At 42.8% G+C, this 14784-nt stretch carries 13 protein-coding genes and 1 pseudogene; 7 read left to right on the top strand and 7 right to left on the bottom strand.

Going from position 1 to position 14784, the window contains the following annotated elements:
• Positions 1 to 139 precede the first annotated feature (139 nt).
• A complete protein-coding gene (locus HMPREF0201_RS13945) occupies positions 140 to 1498 on the top strand; it encodes a nucleotide-binding domain-containing protein (RefSeq protein WP_016537366.1) in 1359 nt (452 codons plus the stop codon).
• A 5-nt stretch (positions 1499 to 1503) separates the two neighbouring features.
• A complete protein-coding gene (locus HMPREF0201_RS13940; RefSeq protein WP_007890843.1) occupies positions 1504 to 2091 on the top strand; it encodes an SLATT domain-containing protein in 588 nt (195 codons plus the stop codon).
• A 221-nt stretch (positions 2092 to 2312) separates the two neighbouring features.
• On the opposite strand, the gene HMPREF0201_RS13935 is transcribed toward HMPREF0201_RS13940, so the two are convergent.
• Together HMPREF0201_RS13935 and HMPREF0201_RS13930 are read right to left on the bottom strand one after the other, a co-directional pair.
• Entirely contained in the window at positions 2313 to 2759 is a 447-nt protein-coding gene (locus tag HMPREF0201_RS13935) for a hypothetical protein (protein ID WP_016537363.1), read from the bottom strand.
• 76 nt (positions 2760 to 2835) lie between these two features.
• A complete protein-coding gene (locus HMPREF0201_RS13930; RefSeq protein ID WP_007890845.1) occupies positions 2836 to 3450 on the bottom strand; it encodes a recombinase family protein in 615 nt (204 codons plus the stop codon).
• 695 nt (positions 3451 to 4145) lie between these two features.
• Between HMPREF0201_RS13930 and HMPREF0201_RS13925 the strand changes: the two genes are divergently transcribed.
• Entirely contained in the window at positions 4146 to 5084 is a 939-nt protein-coding gene (locus tag HMPREF0201_RS13925) for a cation diffusion facilitator family transporter (protein WP_001198019.1), read from the top strand.
• An 18-nt stretch (positions 5085 to 5102) separates the two neighbouring features.
• Positions 5103 to 5576, top strand: a complete 474-nt coding sequence (locus HMPREF0201_RS13920) for a cytochrome b562 (RefSeq protein WP_000923859.1) — start codon at positions 5103 to 5105, stop codon at positions 5574 to 5576.
• A gap of 495 nt (positions 5577 to 6071) precedes the next feature.
• Here the strand turns inward: HMPREF0201_RS13920 and HMPREF0201_RS13915 are convergent, their stop codons facing one another.
• Positions 6072 to 8369, bottom strand: coding sequence for a heavy metal translocating P-type ATPase (locus HMPREF0201_RS13915; protein WP_016537360.1), 2298 nt, complete (start codon positions 8367 to 8369; stop codon positions 6072 to 6074).
• Between the two features lie 328 nt (positions 8370 to 8697).
• On the opposite strand from HMPREF0201_RS13915, the pseudogene HMPREF0201_RS23385 reads away from it, so the two are divergent.
• The 3 genes and pseudogenes from HMPREF0201_RS23385 to HMPREF0201_RS13905 form a co-directional block, all read left to right on the top strand.
• Positions 8698 to 8928: pseudogene (locus HMPREF0201_RS23385) on the top strand (IS3 family transposase); the annotation flags it as partial.
• A gap of 95 nt (positions 8929 to 9023) precedes the next feature.
• Positions 9024 to 9605, top strand: a complete 582-nt coding sequence (locus HMPREF0201_RS13910; RefSeq protein WP_001004932.1) for a cytochrome b/b6 domain-containing protein — start codon at positions 9024 to 9026, stop codon at positions 9603 to 9605.
• A gap of 134 nt (positions 9606 to 9739) precedes the next feature.
• On the top strand, positions 9740 to 10429 hold the full coding sequence (locus tag HMPREF0201_RS13905) for a VIT1/CCC1 transporter family protein (protein WP_000549951.1): 690 nt from the start codon (positions 9740 to 9742) through the stop codon (positions 10427 to 10429).
• Between the two features lie 157 nt (positions 10430 to 10586).
• Here HMPREF0201_RS13905 and HMPREF0201_RS13900 read toward each other — a convergent pair whose 3' ends face one another.
• The 4 genes from HMPREF0201_RS13900 to HMPREF0201_RS13885 form a co-directional block, all read right to left on the bottom strand.
• Entirely contained in the window at positions 10587 to 11183 is a 597-nt protein-coding gene (locus tag HMPREF0201_RS13900) for a hypothetical protein (RefSeq protein WP_016537359.1), read from the bottom strand.
• A complete protein-coding gene (locus HMPREF0201_RS13895) occupies positions 11167 to 11535 on the bottom strand; it encodes a hypothetical protein (RefSeq protein ID WP_000429602.1) in 369 nt (122 codons plus the stop codon). Before HMPREF0201_RS13895 ends, HMPREF0201_RS13900 begins: the two co-directional genes overlap by 17 nt.
• The gene (locus tag HMPREF0201_RS13890) at positions 11525 to 12289 is read right to left on the bottom strand and encodes a lysozyme inhibitor LprI family protein (protein WP_016537358.1); all 765 of its coding nucleotides are present in this window, start codon (positions 12287 to 12289) and stop codon (positions 11525 to 11527) included. The genes HMPREF0201_RS13895 and HMPREF0201_RS13890 overlap by 11 nt, the downstream gene beginning before the upstream one ends.
• A gap of 510 nt (positions 12290 to 12799) precedes the next feature.
• Positions 12800 to 14716 (bottom strand): recombinase family protein, encoded by a 1917-nt coding sequence (locus HMPREF0201_RS13885; protein ID WP_004864803.1) that lies wholly within the window; start codon positions 14714 to 14716, stop codon positions 12800 to 12802.
• Between the last annotated feature and the right edge of the window lie 68 nt (positions 14717 to 14784).

Genomic DNA, 14784 nt, shown 5'->3' with positions numbered 1-14784 from the left:
TTAGCCTCCGTATGCCTTCTAAAGCTTTCTAAAATGCAGGCTTCAAAAGTGCTTGATTTTACGAAAGTAATGAAAAGGTGTGATTACTAGCGTTAGTACCAGCACATTGTGTAACCTCTGGACAGTTAAGGATAATTAGATGCAAACAGCAGAGATGTTTCGTATTTTCCTGGACAATTTGAAAATACCTAATGAACGAATGACGGCAATTGCAACACATTATAAAAATGCCACAAGAAGGCTTAACATAAGGTTTCGGGAAACTGAAAACGGTTTCAATAATCGACTGAAGGTTGGTTCAGCAGGTCGTCGTACGGCGGTCAGCAAAACGTCAGATTTAGATATGCTGTACATTATGCCTTCAGGGTTGTGGGAGGCTTATCAAGTAGGTTTGAATCCTCAACGACGTTTACTTCGTGATGTAAAAGATGCTTTAAAACAAACCTTTTCGCAGCAAGAAGTCAAGGTTGATCGATTAGTAGTGCAGATTGTTTTTGACTCTTTCCATATAGAGGTGCAACCAGTCTTTGCTGACGGAGATCATTTTAAATACCCTGATACGAAAGCTGACAATGGTAATGGTGGGTGGCGGGTAACTAAACCTCGTATGGAAATTACCGAAATGAGGAATTTCCGAAATAACAAAAGTCGTAATCTCCATAATCTTTGTCGCATGTTGCGAGCTTGGAAAAACAGAAATACAGTAGACATGGGAGGACTTCTTATTGACACGTTAGCATGGAGGTTCCTTAAACAAACCGATGATTATGATGAAACTGGAATGGTTAGTTATGGTTTCATGTGCCGTGACTTTTTTGATTTTTTGCAAAAAGAAGACGTTCATGAACACTATGCTGCAATAGGCAGTGGACAAAGGGTTAAGGTCTACAAAAATTTCCAGCGACAATCAAAACGTGCCTTCAAACTATGCACGCAAGCGATTGACGCGTACGAGAATGGCTATACAAAGAAATGTCATGAACTTTGGCGGGAAGTTTTCGGACTTACTTTTCCTAAAGCAGCAACGGAAATGCAAGACTCTCTGGGGCTGGGGTCAGATAATTTCGTTAATGAATCATATTTTGCCCGCACATGGCGTAATACGGAAGAATTTACGGATGAAAAATTTGATGATGTCGATATTAGATATCCACTTGAAGTAAACTGTATTGTCAAAGAAAGTGGGTATAGGGAACGCTCGATTAGAGCTTACCTTTCGGATATAGCTCGACCTTGGTTACCTCCTAATAAGACTTTATCATTCTCGATCAATCAAGCAAGTTTAGATCTGATTCCTGAACCTTATGACATATACTGGAAAGTATTGAATAGAGGTAAAGAGGCTGAAGAACGTGATGAAATTCGAGGTCAAATAATTTTAGGTCAAACTACCCATACTGAACATACAAAGTTCAGAGGTAGTCATAAGGTGTGGTGTTATATCGTTAAGAATCATATAGTAATTGCCCAGGCTACTATCGACATTCCAATTGAGTGAAAAACATGCTAAAAAATGACTTGCTGAATCATATTGCTTCTGCTGGATACAACGTTGGGTTCGGAGCAAAGAAAACCTTTGCAACATTTGACATTGTAAGTAAGCTTCCTGGCTGGATTGGCATAATATCACTCGCAGTATCTGTTCTTGGTCTTTATATGGATGAAATGAGTTCTAAGAATATTTCTGCAATTTTTATTATTCTGAGCATTGGTAGCCTATACATTAATTTCTATGATGGTGATAAAAGTAAATATGAAGAGGCGGGGAAAAGGCAAACTGACATCTTCAGAAAGATTGAACGACTGTATTACGATGCAAAATCAGAGAGCCAGCCAGATTCAGCTAAGTATATTCAGGAACTTGAAGTTCTGATGCAAGATTTTGATAATAGCACAATTACTAAACAAATTTGTGGTAGTAATTGGTATGCTCACTATAAATTTTACAGTGAATTGGAGAAGCGATGGATTGAGGAACAGTTATCCTTAACTTTTTGGAAAGATAAATTTCCAAATACATTAAAAATATTTTTGATTATAATTTTAGGTATGGTTGTTTTTTTGATCTGCCACAGGTTGAATTGGATTTGATGCATTCATAACCTAATTTGAAAAGTAAAATTACGAATTAGATTAAATGAATTTGTCAAAGTCAGACTATTGATAAATTTTACAACAGTTTAGACTGAATATATGAAAGTATTTGACTGTTGCTGGTTTGATGAATGTGTTGGTGTTATCGAAATCGAGCATCGGTATGGATAAAATAAAGCCTCGCACTTCAGCGAGGCTTGTTATACAACGGTCGTTGTTTAAAGACCACCATGACGATTCGCATAGAACAAGAAATAATTGATATGCCGTTCTAAAGCTTTAAAGAAATCATCATTCGACCAAGTAGTTGAACTATAAGATGCACCGTTTGTAGAACTAAAAGTACGACCATTATCGTTTGTAGAAAATGTCGTTATCGAATAGCGGCCATCAAATCGCTCAGTTTCTGATAATAAAAGTTCATGCTTCCCGCCGTCTTTATACTTCATATTGAAGCTTATATGCCGTGCAGATGTAGAAATTTCAGCGTGGATTCCTCTTTCAAGTAAACCATTTTTGTACGTTTCAACTTCTGGTACGAGAGATTCAATAATTTCCGATAAGCGTTCTCGTTCCTGGGCTAACGTTTCTTTTTCTTCAATCTGCTCTTGTTTTTGTCTGCCTATTTTTTCATCAACACCTTTGAAGAATAAGTTACCTACCATGGGATATCCTTAATTATAATATGAGCGTTTCAAAGTCAGGACATATGGGCAGCAAATACTGTTATCAAGTCCGTTTTTAACACAAAAGCTCTTTCTTGATTCGGTAAAAGGTGGCGCGGCTGATACCTGCCGCTTTCATGATGTGGGCTGGTTTAACATTCTGCGCCAGCATTTCGCGAACAGTTTCACGGGCTTCCATATCTTTTTCTTTCCCCGTATACAAACCTGCCAGTTTTGCTCTCTCGATCCCCTGTGCCTGGCGTTTACGGCGGGTTTCATAATCTTGTCGTGCCATTGTCGCAAGGATATCGATCAGCATAGCATTGACTGCCCGAAGAATGCCGCTAGTAAGGTCGTTACCAGACATTTCAACCATCTGCCAGCTTGTTGGCAAATCCATCGAAACAATAACCAGTCCTTTACTGTTCAGCGTAGCTTTGAGTTCAGCCCATTCTTCATGTTGAAGACGACTGAGACGGTCAATCGCTTCAATTAGAAGCAAATCGCCAGGCCGTGCTTCGGCAAGTAGGTGCATCAGTTCCACACGTTCCAGCTTCGCACCGCTGGCATTCTCAATGTATTCTCCGGCTACTTGCCAGTTTTTGCTTTGCGCAAATTCGCGCAGGCTAACTAATGCACGATCAGCATGTTGGCCTTCGGTAGATGCACGGCAATAGATACGGACATTCATTATGCATTCTCTTTTGAGTATTAAATTGATACCCATATGATACAGTGCGTGTTTTTATTGTCAATAGAGTCAAATTTAACCCTATTGATACTGTGTGTCATGGTCTTTATCAGGTATACCTAAAAGAGATATTGTTCGGATGGTATTCAGATCTTGCTTGGGGTATACGATTTGGTCAGTTTCTGTAGCTGAAGCACTCCGGTTTCATTTCAGCAGGTCTTAATCAAATTCAGTGTGCCATACATGCGGCACGAAAAAGTCTGGCATCAATGTGACCAGTTCTATCACCCACCACAGTCACTACAGTGGCCACACAGTTGGGGACCCAAAGGATGTTGTTTACCATTTTGCAATGGTTGACAGCTACCCGAAAGCAACTCCTCTTCGAGAGCGCTCAATTCCTCAGTTAATCGGGTTTGCAATTTTAGTTTGTTGAACCCATCCACACTGGGCGTAAGTGTATAGTTGTGATAACTGTCAACTTTTCTTCTCTCTTCTGTTCAGAATAAATTAATGTTCAGGCGTTATGATAAATAAATGTTATCGCCACCATGGCGCGGTCTTTACAGGAATAAATCTCACCATTTTTATATTTTCACCACAGTACCTCAAAATTTCATATACCAAAACTGAACTTGGCCGGGTAGTATTGGCTGCTTAGTATTAACTGTAGATGCTGTTATTAGGAGTTTCAGGTGCAGGTAAACAAACTTACGGATGATATTGATATTAGTTCTCATGAGCGTTTCCTCGCGGCCCGTAAAAGCACATGGGTTAGTGTGCTTGTTAATTGTTTTCTGACATCCGGGCAAGTGATTACTGGCGTATTTTCCGGATCTCAGGGGCTTATTGCGGATGGTATCCATTCTCTGTCTGATTTAGTTTCAGACTTTGTGGTGCTTATTGCTAATCATAAAAGTAAAAAAAATCCCGATGATGACCATCACTACGGGCATCATCGTTATGAAAATGGTGCATCATTAATTCTGGGGACAATTTTATTCATTGTTGGCATCGGGATGTTATGGTCAGCAGCAAATAAAATGCAACAACCAGATGATATTCCTCAGGTACATATTGTTGCTCTGTGGGTGGCCTTAGCCGCACTGGTTATCAAAGAGCTTCTTTTTCGCTATATGCTGGCAGTAGCAACCCGAGTAAAATCCACTATGCTGGTTGCCAATGCCTGGCATGCCCGCTCTGATGCCGCCTCATCTTTGGTGGTGGCTATTGGTATTATTGGTAGTTTATCAGGGTTTAAATTGCTTGATCCGGTAGCTGCACTGGTTGTGGGACTGATTGTGACCAGAATGGGATATTCATTTATGTCAGATTCGCTTCATGACTTGATGGACAGGGCCGTGGATATTGAAACTGAAAATAGTATAAAAACAACATTATTGTCCACGCCTGGGGTCGAAGGCATCCATGACCTCAAGACCAGAAAAATGGGGGACCTTGTTGTTGTTGATGTTCATCTGGAAATTGATGGTGATTTATCAGTGAAAGTAGGACATGACATTGCTGTTTTGGCCAGGAAATCAGTTTTAGATAATCATCATGTTTTAAATGTTATGACACATGTTGACCCTTATTTTAAAGGTGATAATAGTCCTGGTTGCGGGGGCAAATAATCCTGAAAAATAATATGAATGCTGCTGTTTTTTGAGAAGATTGGGAAGGGATTATTTTTTTGCGCAATATTACCCCTTCTGACTGTGAAAACGAGAGTAAACAATATGGAGGCTATTATGAGAAAAATTATGCGTACTGTTGTGATAGGAGCCACTCTTCTTTTATCCCCCTGTGTAATGGCTGGTTCTGACGGTGTTGAACATGCCATGAAGATGATGAATAAAAGCTACCGCGCAGCACTTAAGGAGGAGGACGTTACATCCTTCAGGAAAGATATGCGGGAACTGAAAGCAACAGCAGAGTCCATCCTGAACAGCCCTGTAGAAGGGTATGACAGGGAAACGTATGTTGCAGGCATGTCACTTCTAATTGATGAGGTAACTGCCGTTGAAAGTACCGCTGAGAAGGAAGGTCTTGACGCCGGGAAAATTGCAGCACAGAAACTAGGCAGTCTGATGAGAAAATACCACAATAAACTAGGTGTTGACTGAGACCGGGAATTATTCGGTGAAGGTAGATATGCTGGAAAGATATCCCTGAACTGACATGATACACGTGCCTGTAATCAAGCAGATAGCTATGCACTGGTGAGGAAATTTCACAACGTTATCTTATCTGCAAAATACATATAAAAATGTTGGGGTAACAAACATGCATTATCAATGCTACATATTTTAGTTTGTTGCCTCAACATAAGTTAAGTACCTATTGGTGTTGCGCGGGGTGGATTCAGGGGGCCAAATTATATTTGGTGGTCACGCGTCAGTCTGTGTTTTGTTTGTTGGTCATGAAGTACATAGGTACTTATTTCGTTTTATACACACTAGGCTGTATGTTTGGAATCCTGGAAAAGTTGAACAAACCTAACGGTAATAAAACTACTTATTGTATATAAATTCTGGCATTTCATCGGTATGCCACTTCAATAGGAGTTAAAGACACCTATAGTGAGATCTGCAGGATCACCATGGATATGTGGATAAGATTTAAGCCTGAAGACTGTTGTATAACTCTTCTTCCTGAGCAAAATGTAGCTGCAGAATAGCCTCAAGCCCATACAAGGAACGTTGTACATCACGAATAATATCAGCTGAAACATCTGTGTTCTGCAGGAGTTCACTGAGTCGACCTAACTTCCTTACTTCCTGATATATTTCCTTGTGGCTACGATACAAAGCAGCAAGGGGGTCATCGCCGACCAGCATTGTCGATAATGAAGGGTACAGATCTTGTTCATCCTGTTGCTCATGAGACAGGATCTTCTGGACCAGTTGTTCATGCAGCTCCTTAAGGAGCATACGTTGCTCTTCCTGATCTGCTAGGGGGAAACGTGCAGCAACTTCAGCCAAACATTGAAGAACAGGTTGTAAATGCTTGTGCTCGTTTCTCAATGTTTCAAGCTGTTGGTTACTTATAGCCTTGTCTAGTGGGCGTGTAACCCGACAGGTCAGCACCCGTAAAGCTGAGAGAATAGCCAGGAGATCAATGAATTCCTGTAAAAGTGCACCTTCAAACGGTGGTAACATACCAAGGGCTGCAATAACCATAGCTATGCAACATAACCCCATTCCGAGCAAGACACTTTGTGTGGCGATACGCATGGAAAGTCTGGCTATTTGTCTGGCATCAACCAATCGGTCTAACTGATCTGTCAGCAGTACGATATCAGCACTTTCTGCTGCCGCAGCGGTTCCCCTTGCCCCCATTGCGACTCCGACCCCAGCTGCTGCAAGTGCCGGGGCATCATTTACCCCGTCACCAACCATCATCGTGCAAAAAGAGTCTGAGGCATCTAATATATGCGCCAGTTTCATCTCCGGGGTCAGTTCAGCCAGAACACGATCGACACCAAGGCCTGTACCAATACTGTCCGCCACTTCCTGCCTGTCCCCTGTCAGCATAACTATCTCGCGCACACCGGCTTTTCGCAACATGCGCAAAGCTCTTGGTGTTTCCAGCCGTAACTGATCAGAGAGCAATAGCCAGCCGACCAACTCCGCATCAATTGCGATCGCAACTACCGTCACATTTTCAATGAACAAGCGCTGACGTGCGGACTCAAACCAGCTACCACTTCTGGCGTGGCTCAGAACAAAATCCAATGTACCAATACATACTTGCTGATCGTTGATTTTTCCTGTCAGACCCGCTCCGGCCACTTCCTGCACTGATTCCGGTATTGGTAAAGAGCCTAAGCCTTGTTCATGTGCCTCCTGTAAAATAGCGCTGGCGATAATGTGACAGGAAAACTGATCCAGACTTGCTGCCAGCCTGAGTAAATCCTGCTGCGTATAATGTGGATTAAGGCTCTGAATCGACGTCAGTTTTGCAGTCCCCCCTGTCAGGGTCCCTGTTTTGTCAAAAAATAGGTGATCTGCCCGAGCCAGTTGCTCCAGTGCGGCACTTCCTTTAATTAGTACCCCTCTCTGTGCAGAGCGGGAAATGCCGGAGACCAACGCCACCGGTACAGCCAGTAAAAGTGGACAGGGGGTTGCGACAACCAGCACAGCCAATGCGCGAACGGGTTCGTTACTCACGGCCCATGCCAGTAGAGCAATGCCAAGGGCAAAGGGGATAAACCAGACGGCATAACGGTCTGCCAGTCGTACTGTTGACGCACGTGACTGACTGGCCTGCTCTACCACACGGATAATACCCTGAAGCGTGCTGTCTTTTGCTGAACGGGCTGCATACATTTTCAGGGCATCTCCCGCATTAATTGCACCACTAAGCATCAGTGCACCAGCCTTCCGGGGGGCGGGTAATGATTCTCCGGTAATTGAGGATTCGTTCAAGACAGCGCTCGCACTCACCAGTGGACCGTCTACAGGAATAGTTTCTCCCGGCTTAACTAAGAGCAAATCACCGGGCTGAATAGATTCTACGGGGATAACCTGAATATCGTTTTTAAGAAGTCTATTCGCTGAACGAGGTGCTTTAGAAAGCAGAGAGGTCATTTCTCGTTCGGCACGGCCCTGAGCATAGCTTTCAAGCAATCTGCCTGTGGCGGTCATAGCGGCAATCACTGCTGCCGTTGCCGACTCTCCCATCCAAAGTGCACCAGACATTGAAATAATCGCAAGGACATCAACCCCAACCTGGTGTTTGAGCAAAGATTTAACCATCTCATAACTTGTTAACAATAACGAAGGAAGAGTGGATAAGATCAACACAATTGTTGAATTGATCCCCCATTGAGCGTTCTGGTTGAAAAAGCTCAACATTAATGCCAACAGGGGGAAACACAACAGCGCGATATCTGACAACAGGTGGTTATATTTCATAAATAGTGTTCCGTTTTTTTCGCGTTCAGAAAAGCATGGGAACCGTGGGGCAGTTATCGTTGAAATGATGATAAAGGAATCATAATAAGTGTGCCAGTTGCTTTCTCATGAAAACCTGTATCATCAATTTTGATATTTGGAGTCAGTTAGTATACCAAAAGTTATTGACCTGCTCCCCGTTGATTAACACACTGATGCCCGTAATGTCTTCATCATCGGTATGAGACCCTCATGAAGATGCTTTTTTCCGGCAAATAAATCATCAGTATCCTCTTCGAGGCTGGAACAGGGATTCTAAGCCATGTGCTTTGCCGTAAGAAGATCATTTCCGACGTCACCTAATGTGGCTTGGTGAATGGATTTTGTCATGGCTGCACTCTTCATCGGTCGTCGGATTAAGTGCCGTACGATCCACGTCGCTTTTGGAATTTCAAGCGTTCAGATATAAGCATTCTGTACAGCATTGCGTTGTTTCGTGGCTATCTGGCGACGATAAGAACCACTCAGGAACCTGAATTTACCTGTCGAGTACTGGGCCTTTGAACATGGTTTGGATATTACTGAGTGCATCTTGGTTTTGAGAAGTTAAGGTTATCATTAATAAAAAGGCATAATATTGAGTGGTCAACCAACCTTAAAAAAAGTGGCTAAATTATGAACGAAAATTTACGTAATGCTCTTCCTCACAAAAACACACCATTTCTACGTGTGCTGCATATCATCGTAGCTGTATTGATTTTATTGCAGATTATTAATTCAAACCTTACCGAAAGCGATGCGCTTAGTGACTATACTCTCACTGGGTTCGTAACATGGTTCCATGTTATCACTGGATTATCACTGATTGTCCTTGGGTTTGTCATGCTTGCATGGATGCTGACACAACGAGGATTTCGTTACTATTTTGCCTGGGTGGTCCTTGATTTTCGAGGTGTGGTTGAAGATATCAAAATGCTGATATCATTCCGTCTTCCTGAAGCTCATGCTGGTGGGATTGCTGCTCTGGTTCAGGGGCTTGGTGTACTTGCACTATTGGGCGTTGCATTATGTGGTGGATTCTGGTTTGCTCTCAATACTGCTCTTGGCACGTCACCTGTGCTGACAGAAACCGTCCTGCATGTGCATAAGTTTCTGACTGTATTTATTGAAACCTATTTCTGGGCACATGGTGCGATGGGGTTGCTGCATATCTTCCTCACCGTTCGTAGCCAAAGGAAAAATCCCGTTACCGAATAGTGCTGTAGGTTTATGATGGATAAGATGCCCTGTAATGGTTGGCTAAAACAGACTATAACCGCGCATTTATCCGTCAATGCATTTTCTATTTATCCGTAATTCCGATGAGTATGCGTATTTGAAGGAAAAAATATATGCATCTTGAACGACATAGTATCGAAAAAGTGGGATGGCTGAGGGCAGCTGTACTGGGGGCAAATGACGGAATTGTTTCGACAGCGAGCCTTGTTCTTGGGGTTGCATCTGCAAATAGCAGTCCTTCCGGTGTTTTACTTGCAGGTGTTGCAGGACTGGTTGCCGGAGCTATGTCAATGGCTACAGGGGAATATGTTTCCGTCTCATCTCAGGCGGATACCGAAAACGCAGCACTTGCCCAGGAAAAAAGGGAGCTGGAAACTGATTATCAGGGAGAGGTGCGGGAACTGACTTCACTTTATATGCAACGTGGACTGGAGCCAGAGCTTGCCCGGCAGGTTGCGGAGCAACTTATGGTCAAAGATGCCCTGGATGCTCATGCCCGTGAAGAACTGGGGTTGACGGATATAAATTCTGCACAGCCCCTACAGGCAGCTGTCTTTTCTGCCCTGAGTTTTTCCGCTGGTGCGGTGTTACCCTTAATCGTGGCATGGCTCTCCCCTCTGAAACTGGCTTTTTTGTTGATAATCCTTTCCACCCTTTTTTCACTGGCAGTCCTTGGCTATATATCTTCGGTTTTGAGTAAAGCCTCTCCTGTCAGGGCGATCATAAGAATTACGTTCTGGAGTACCATGGCTATGCTTTTGTCTATGGGGATTGGTCATTTTGCAGGGCAGGCCCTGCTTTAATGTTATGAAGCACAATTCGAGTACCATCTTACTGGCGATGCTTCGCAAAACAATTTGCAATGCAGCTCCCTTCAAACTCGATTCCTGCTTGCGCCAATACCTGTTGAAGGGGTGATGGAGGGGATTCTCCCCCTCCATTTCAAGGGCAAGGACAACGCTACTTCTGGCAAATTTCCCGGTCGTAAACGCCACCATTGACAACCAAAATTTGTCGTTTCTTCTTTGAAATCATATCAGTCATTATCTTCGAGTCATCAAGAAAGATACCACCAAAGGTTCCTGGTCGTGCATTCTTCCCGGCGATTATAATCAGATCCCCAATATTCAATGCAGCAACTTTATCGTTATTGTAATTCGTATCTTCAAATATGAACTTCAGGCCTTCATCTGAACCGGGAATACCCAATGTTACTACAGGATTTTTTCTGAAAGTAACAGTACCGATACCAGTTATTTTTCCTGTTACCATTAACTGACATTTTTTGAAGTCATTTGTTGCCCTGAATTCATGTTGTTCAAACCGCGCATAAACTTCCCCTGTTGTATACATTCGCGGAAGTATATCGATTATCGATGGTTTGGATGGTTGCTCAGGTTGTTGCTGAGTTACGGTATCAGCATTTACCTTGGCCTTCACTTCGGGGGTTTTAGGCTGATATGGGGGGGGCGTCAGCCCGTAAAGGAGATTGATGCCGTAGGCTATTGCGACGGTTATGACTGCTATTTTAATATAACGTTCATAGGGTGATTTCATTTCGTTCTTCCATGAATTCTATTTTGGTAACATGATTGCCATTGCGGTGTATTTTCATATTGTCTGTTGGGGACTTCACCGTATTACGAATTTCGTTCATTGTTTCTTTCGATAACATATCGCAGCCTTCCATATACATAACCCTACGGGTATCGGTATCTGGTATGTTAGTGAAACTGCTACTGACCCATGAATCAGGTATTTCGATTTCATGTATCAACTTCATATACTCAATGATAAACGTATCTGTCAGGTGAAATCGTCCGACCGTGTATTTTCCTGTATAGGCATTAGAAGAAGATAAAGCTACCCAATCGTTTTTTAAAACCAAAGCCAGCGCATTATTTTCCATGTTCAGATTCCAGTTCACGAATGCGATTGTTCGTCATGTCGATAAGACATTTCTGCTCATTATTGCAGGCGGATTTTTGCTTTATCCATTCTCTTTGAGAAGGGAGTAAACGTTTTCGTGTTTCAGGACTAAGTCTTTTCCAGACAGCATTAAGTTTCTCATCGCTTGCTTCATAACTGGGTGTATCGACATTTGAGGTTACTTTATTGTTTTTGGGGGCCTCGCTGCCGCTTCCATAGAAAACGGGGGCACGTACTCCCTGAGCGTAGCCTTTAGCTGCTTCTTCCCACACGTCTTGCCCATTGGTAGTCAATATCTTTCCGAACTCTGTAGTGTTGAAGCTGTAACTGCGGATCTCGCCGTTGAAATCCAGCTTCACGTTAACGACTGTTGACTTCGAAATGCCCGTCAAGAAATCCCCGGCTTCTGAACCAAGAGAACAGACCAATTCCTTCGTATCGTCGTTATTCTTTGGGCGCAGTCCGTGCATCGTGAATCTGCCGTTATCAGTTGTAGCAGTGATATCTACCAGCGGAACGATTGATGAGGATTGCTTTGTCATCGCGAAGCATATCCCCTTCAGATTTACATCCCTGTCCATCCCGAGAAACATCAGGGCGTTTTTGTCGCTGCTTGCGACACCTGCTGATTTTGCCTCTGGCAAGAAATAGACGGTACTGGTGGCGGTGGTTATACCTGAAACGAAAACAACACCTGACGCCATGATTTTTAAGGTTTTTATAAGGATAGTCATTCTGGATGCCTTCTATCGTTCTCACTCCATCGTGGACAGAGTATTCATTCCATGAGTCTTGTTTACGAGAAACACCAACCGAAGAATCATGATCTTACATCGATCTATAAAATCTATCAATATTGCTTAATTGATCTATAAAAACGATCAATTAACATGAGAGGAAGAGAGGGGATTGTTACTAAGTCGATTGTATTTACAGGGTTTTTGTATGGTTCATATGCTTGATGCTAATGTGGGGCGGGGCTGCGCTTAGTCTTGAATACTGCGATTGAAAGACATAACCATCTACTTTGTGCGGGGTTTCCGGCAACCATAGAGGTGTTTCGATAAGAAGCGGTGCAACTCGCACAGTTCGTAGACATAATGAATACGATGTAATTTGAACCCTTGCTCTAAAACGCTCGGTATAAAGTTTTACGGGGCTTTGGTATGGAATGGTTTCTGGGGGACGGTTTGGTTGCTTTCCCCTTGTCAGGTAGGCAAGGGGAGAGTGATTTAGCGTGTTATTTACTGTGAAAGTTTCTCTAAGTCTTCCAGTGAGTTAATCTCGTACTTAATGCCGTTGACAGTTGCATATGATTTGCTCGTAATGCCATCTACCCTGATAGCCATTCCACTGTCTTCGTCTCGGGTTACGCCATCCTCCAGCTCGGTTATAAATGTCGGGTTTAGAATGCTGACTTCGTGTTTGTCTTTAATATGCTGCGCAAATTTTTCAGGTGAAATCAGTTCATCAATGAAGGAGTGCAACACAAGTCCCTGCATTTTTAGTAAGTCATGATCGTTTACTGTTTGTGCCTCTACATACGAAATACCAGGTGATCTGTTGCGATTAAACTTAATCACTATTCTCTGCTTTGTTTCGTCGGCGAAGGTCACTTCAAAATGACTGTGCCGACCATCAATGTCATAACAATCAATACGTTTGATAGCTTGCTTTACCTTCAGTCTAATCCGCTTACGCTCAGGATTCTTTGTGTCATGAACATCGAAATGTCGGAATTGATCCCAGCCAGTAGTTTGAATTTCTGAACGGCTGATTTTGTACTGTTGAAATTCTTTCTCAAGCGTAATTTTTTTTTGTTTATTGGCATTAATCTGATCTGCCAATTCTTCGATGTTGTCTGTCAAAGTTGCTAGTTTTAGCAGCTTCTTAACCGCTTCAGATGCCTTTTCAATCTCAGATTCGTACCATGCTGTTTTATCCTCTTGGTGGTTGTTCCAGACGTGATCAGCGATTAGTTGTAAAACAGTGTGCTCAAGTTGGTATGACGTAAACCCTTTTTTACCGCAAGGTTTACCCTGAACGATTTTTGAACCACATATATATCGGTACTTGTTTTCACTTGAACCAGATTTGAACATGAAAGATCCACATTTACCGCAAAAAAGAATACCGATACCTGAGAGTAGCGGTATTTCAGGTTCAGGATTACCTCCTGGATATGTTGATGAACTACGAGTGACAGCACGATGTCGATCTAACTTCGAAAGTGTCAAGTAGTCTACTTCCGACATAAGTGCTGGATAGTAATCCGGAATAATGAATGTTTCTTTCAACGGTTCATCTGATTCGGAATCGTATATGATGGCACCTGATTCATCGCGTTTATCCAGCGTGAAGATTTTTTGTCCGTGAACAGTGGGATTCAAAAAGGTTCTGATCAAATGTTTGCCCCATTGCTCCGTTTTGGGTGTCAGCGCTTGACCTGTCTTGTCTTTATAAACCCTCTTTTTAGGGGCAGTGTAGTGTTCGTTAAGATATCGTTGGATACCAAGAAGAGTTTCACCGTTTTGTTTTAGTTCGATAATCTTCTGCGCTGCGGCAAAATAAATGGAGTGTGGGGTAACGTATCCTGATTTTGTGTCTACCCACCAGACATTCTGACCTACTGATTCTATGGCTTTTGCTGGTGTTCCCGGTTCTCTTGTCAGGTTGTGTCGTATCAGCGAACGAGCCTGGGCTTCAACCCGATTCTTTTTTGTCAACGATTCGTCGTGGGCGCGTGTGAACATCAACAACGAAATGATTAAATCGGTTGGATTATTCTTTACGTCCGCGTACTTATAGACCTTTTCATCCATACCAGTAACAACGACTATCCCCTTGCTAAGTATGCTCTTGAATATATCCAAAGCGCTCCAGGCATCATCACGACTAATGCGGTCAAGATTTTCGACTACCAGCCACGAACCAACGGGAACTTTAACCCCAATCTGCTTGATGAACTCCGATAGCTTCCCTTCATGAGCATTTTTTCCTTTGAACGCGGACATGCCGAGATCATGGAAAGCCGTTGTATCAAGTTCGAGATTATAACGGGTCGCAATTTTTAGAGCGGTATCTTGCTGACGCTCCAGGGAGTTGCCTTCCCGTTGTTTCACAGATGAAAAACGCACGTACGAATACAGCTTAGGTTTCATTAAGTGTGATTCCCTTCGGATGGTATTGATTGATCAGATGGACCTGATGCTAACAGCAGGAATGTGAA

The sequence above is a fragment of the Cedecea davisae DSM 4568 genome (genome assembly GCF_000412335.2).
GTDB lineage: Bacteria > Pseudomonadota > Gammaproteobacteria > Enterobacterales > Enterobacteriaceae > Cedecea > Cedecea davisae.
The sequence above is the reverse complement of the archived record's forward strand: the minus strand, read 5'-3'. Positions and strand labels throughout refer to the sequence as shown.

Coding starts and splice junctions, on each gene's coding strand:
- HMPREF0201_RS13945 (WP_016537366.1), top strand. CDS start 140: ATGCAAACAGCAGAGATGTTTCGTATTTTCCTGGACAATTTGAAAATA.
- HMPREF0201_RS13940 (WP_007890843.1), top strand. CDS start 1,504: ATGCTAAAAAATGACTTGCTGAATCATATTGCTTCTGCTGGATACAAC.
- HMPREF0201_RS13935 (WP_016537363.1), bottom strand. CDS start 2,759: ATGGTAGGTAACTTATTCTTCAAAGGTGTTGATGAAAAAATAGGCAGA.
- HMPREF0201_RS13930 (WP_007890845.1), bottom strand. CDS start 3,450: ATGAATGTCCGTATCTATTGCCGTGCATCTACCGAAGGCCAACATGCT.
- HMPREF0201_RS13920 (WP_000923859.1), top strand. CDS start 5,103: ATGCTGCTGTTTTTTGAGAAGATTGGGAAGGGATTATTTTTTTGCGCA.
- HMPREF0201_RS13915 (WP_016537360.1), bottom strand. CDS start 8,369: ATGAAATATAACCACCTGTTGTCAGATATCGCGCTGTTGTGTTTCCCC.
- HMPREF0201_RS13910 (WP_001004932.1), top strand. CDS start 9,024: ATGAACGAAAATTTACGTAATGCTCTTCCTCACAAAAACACACCATTT.
- HMPREF0201_RS13905 (WP_000549951.1), top strand. CDS start 9,740: ATGCATCTTGAACGACATAGTATCGAAAAAGTGGGATGGCTGAGGGCA.
- HMPREF0201_RS13900 (WP_016537359.1), bottom strand. CDS start 11,183: ATGAAATCACCCTATGAACGTTATATTAAAATAGCAGTCATAACCGTC.
- HMPREF0201_RS13895 (WP_000429602.1), bottom strand. CDS start 11,535: ATGGAAAATAATGCGCTGGCTTTGGTTTTAAAAAACGATTGGGTAGCT.
- HMPREF0201_RS13890 (WP_016537358.1), bottom strand. CDS start 12,289: ATGACTATCCTTATAAAAACCTTAAAAATCATGGCGTCAGGTGTTGTT.
- HMPREF0201_RS13885 (WP_004864803.1), bottom strand. CDS start 14,716: ATGAAACCTAAGCTGTATTCGTACGTGCGTTTTTCATCTGTGAAACAA.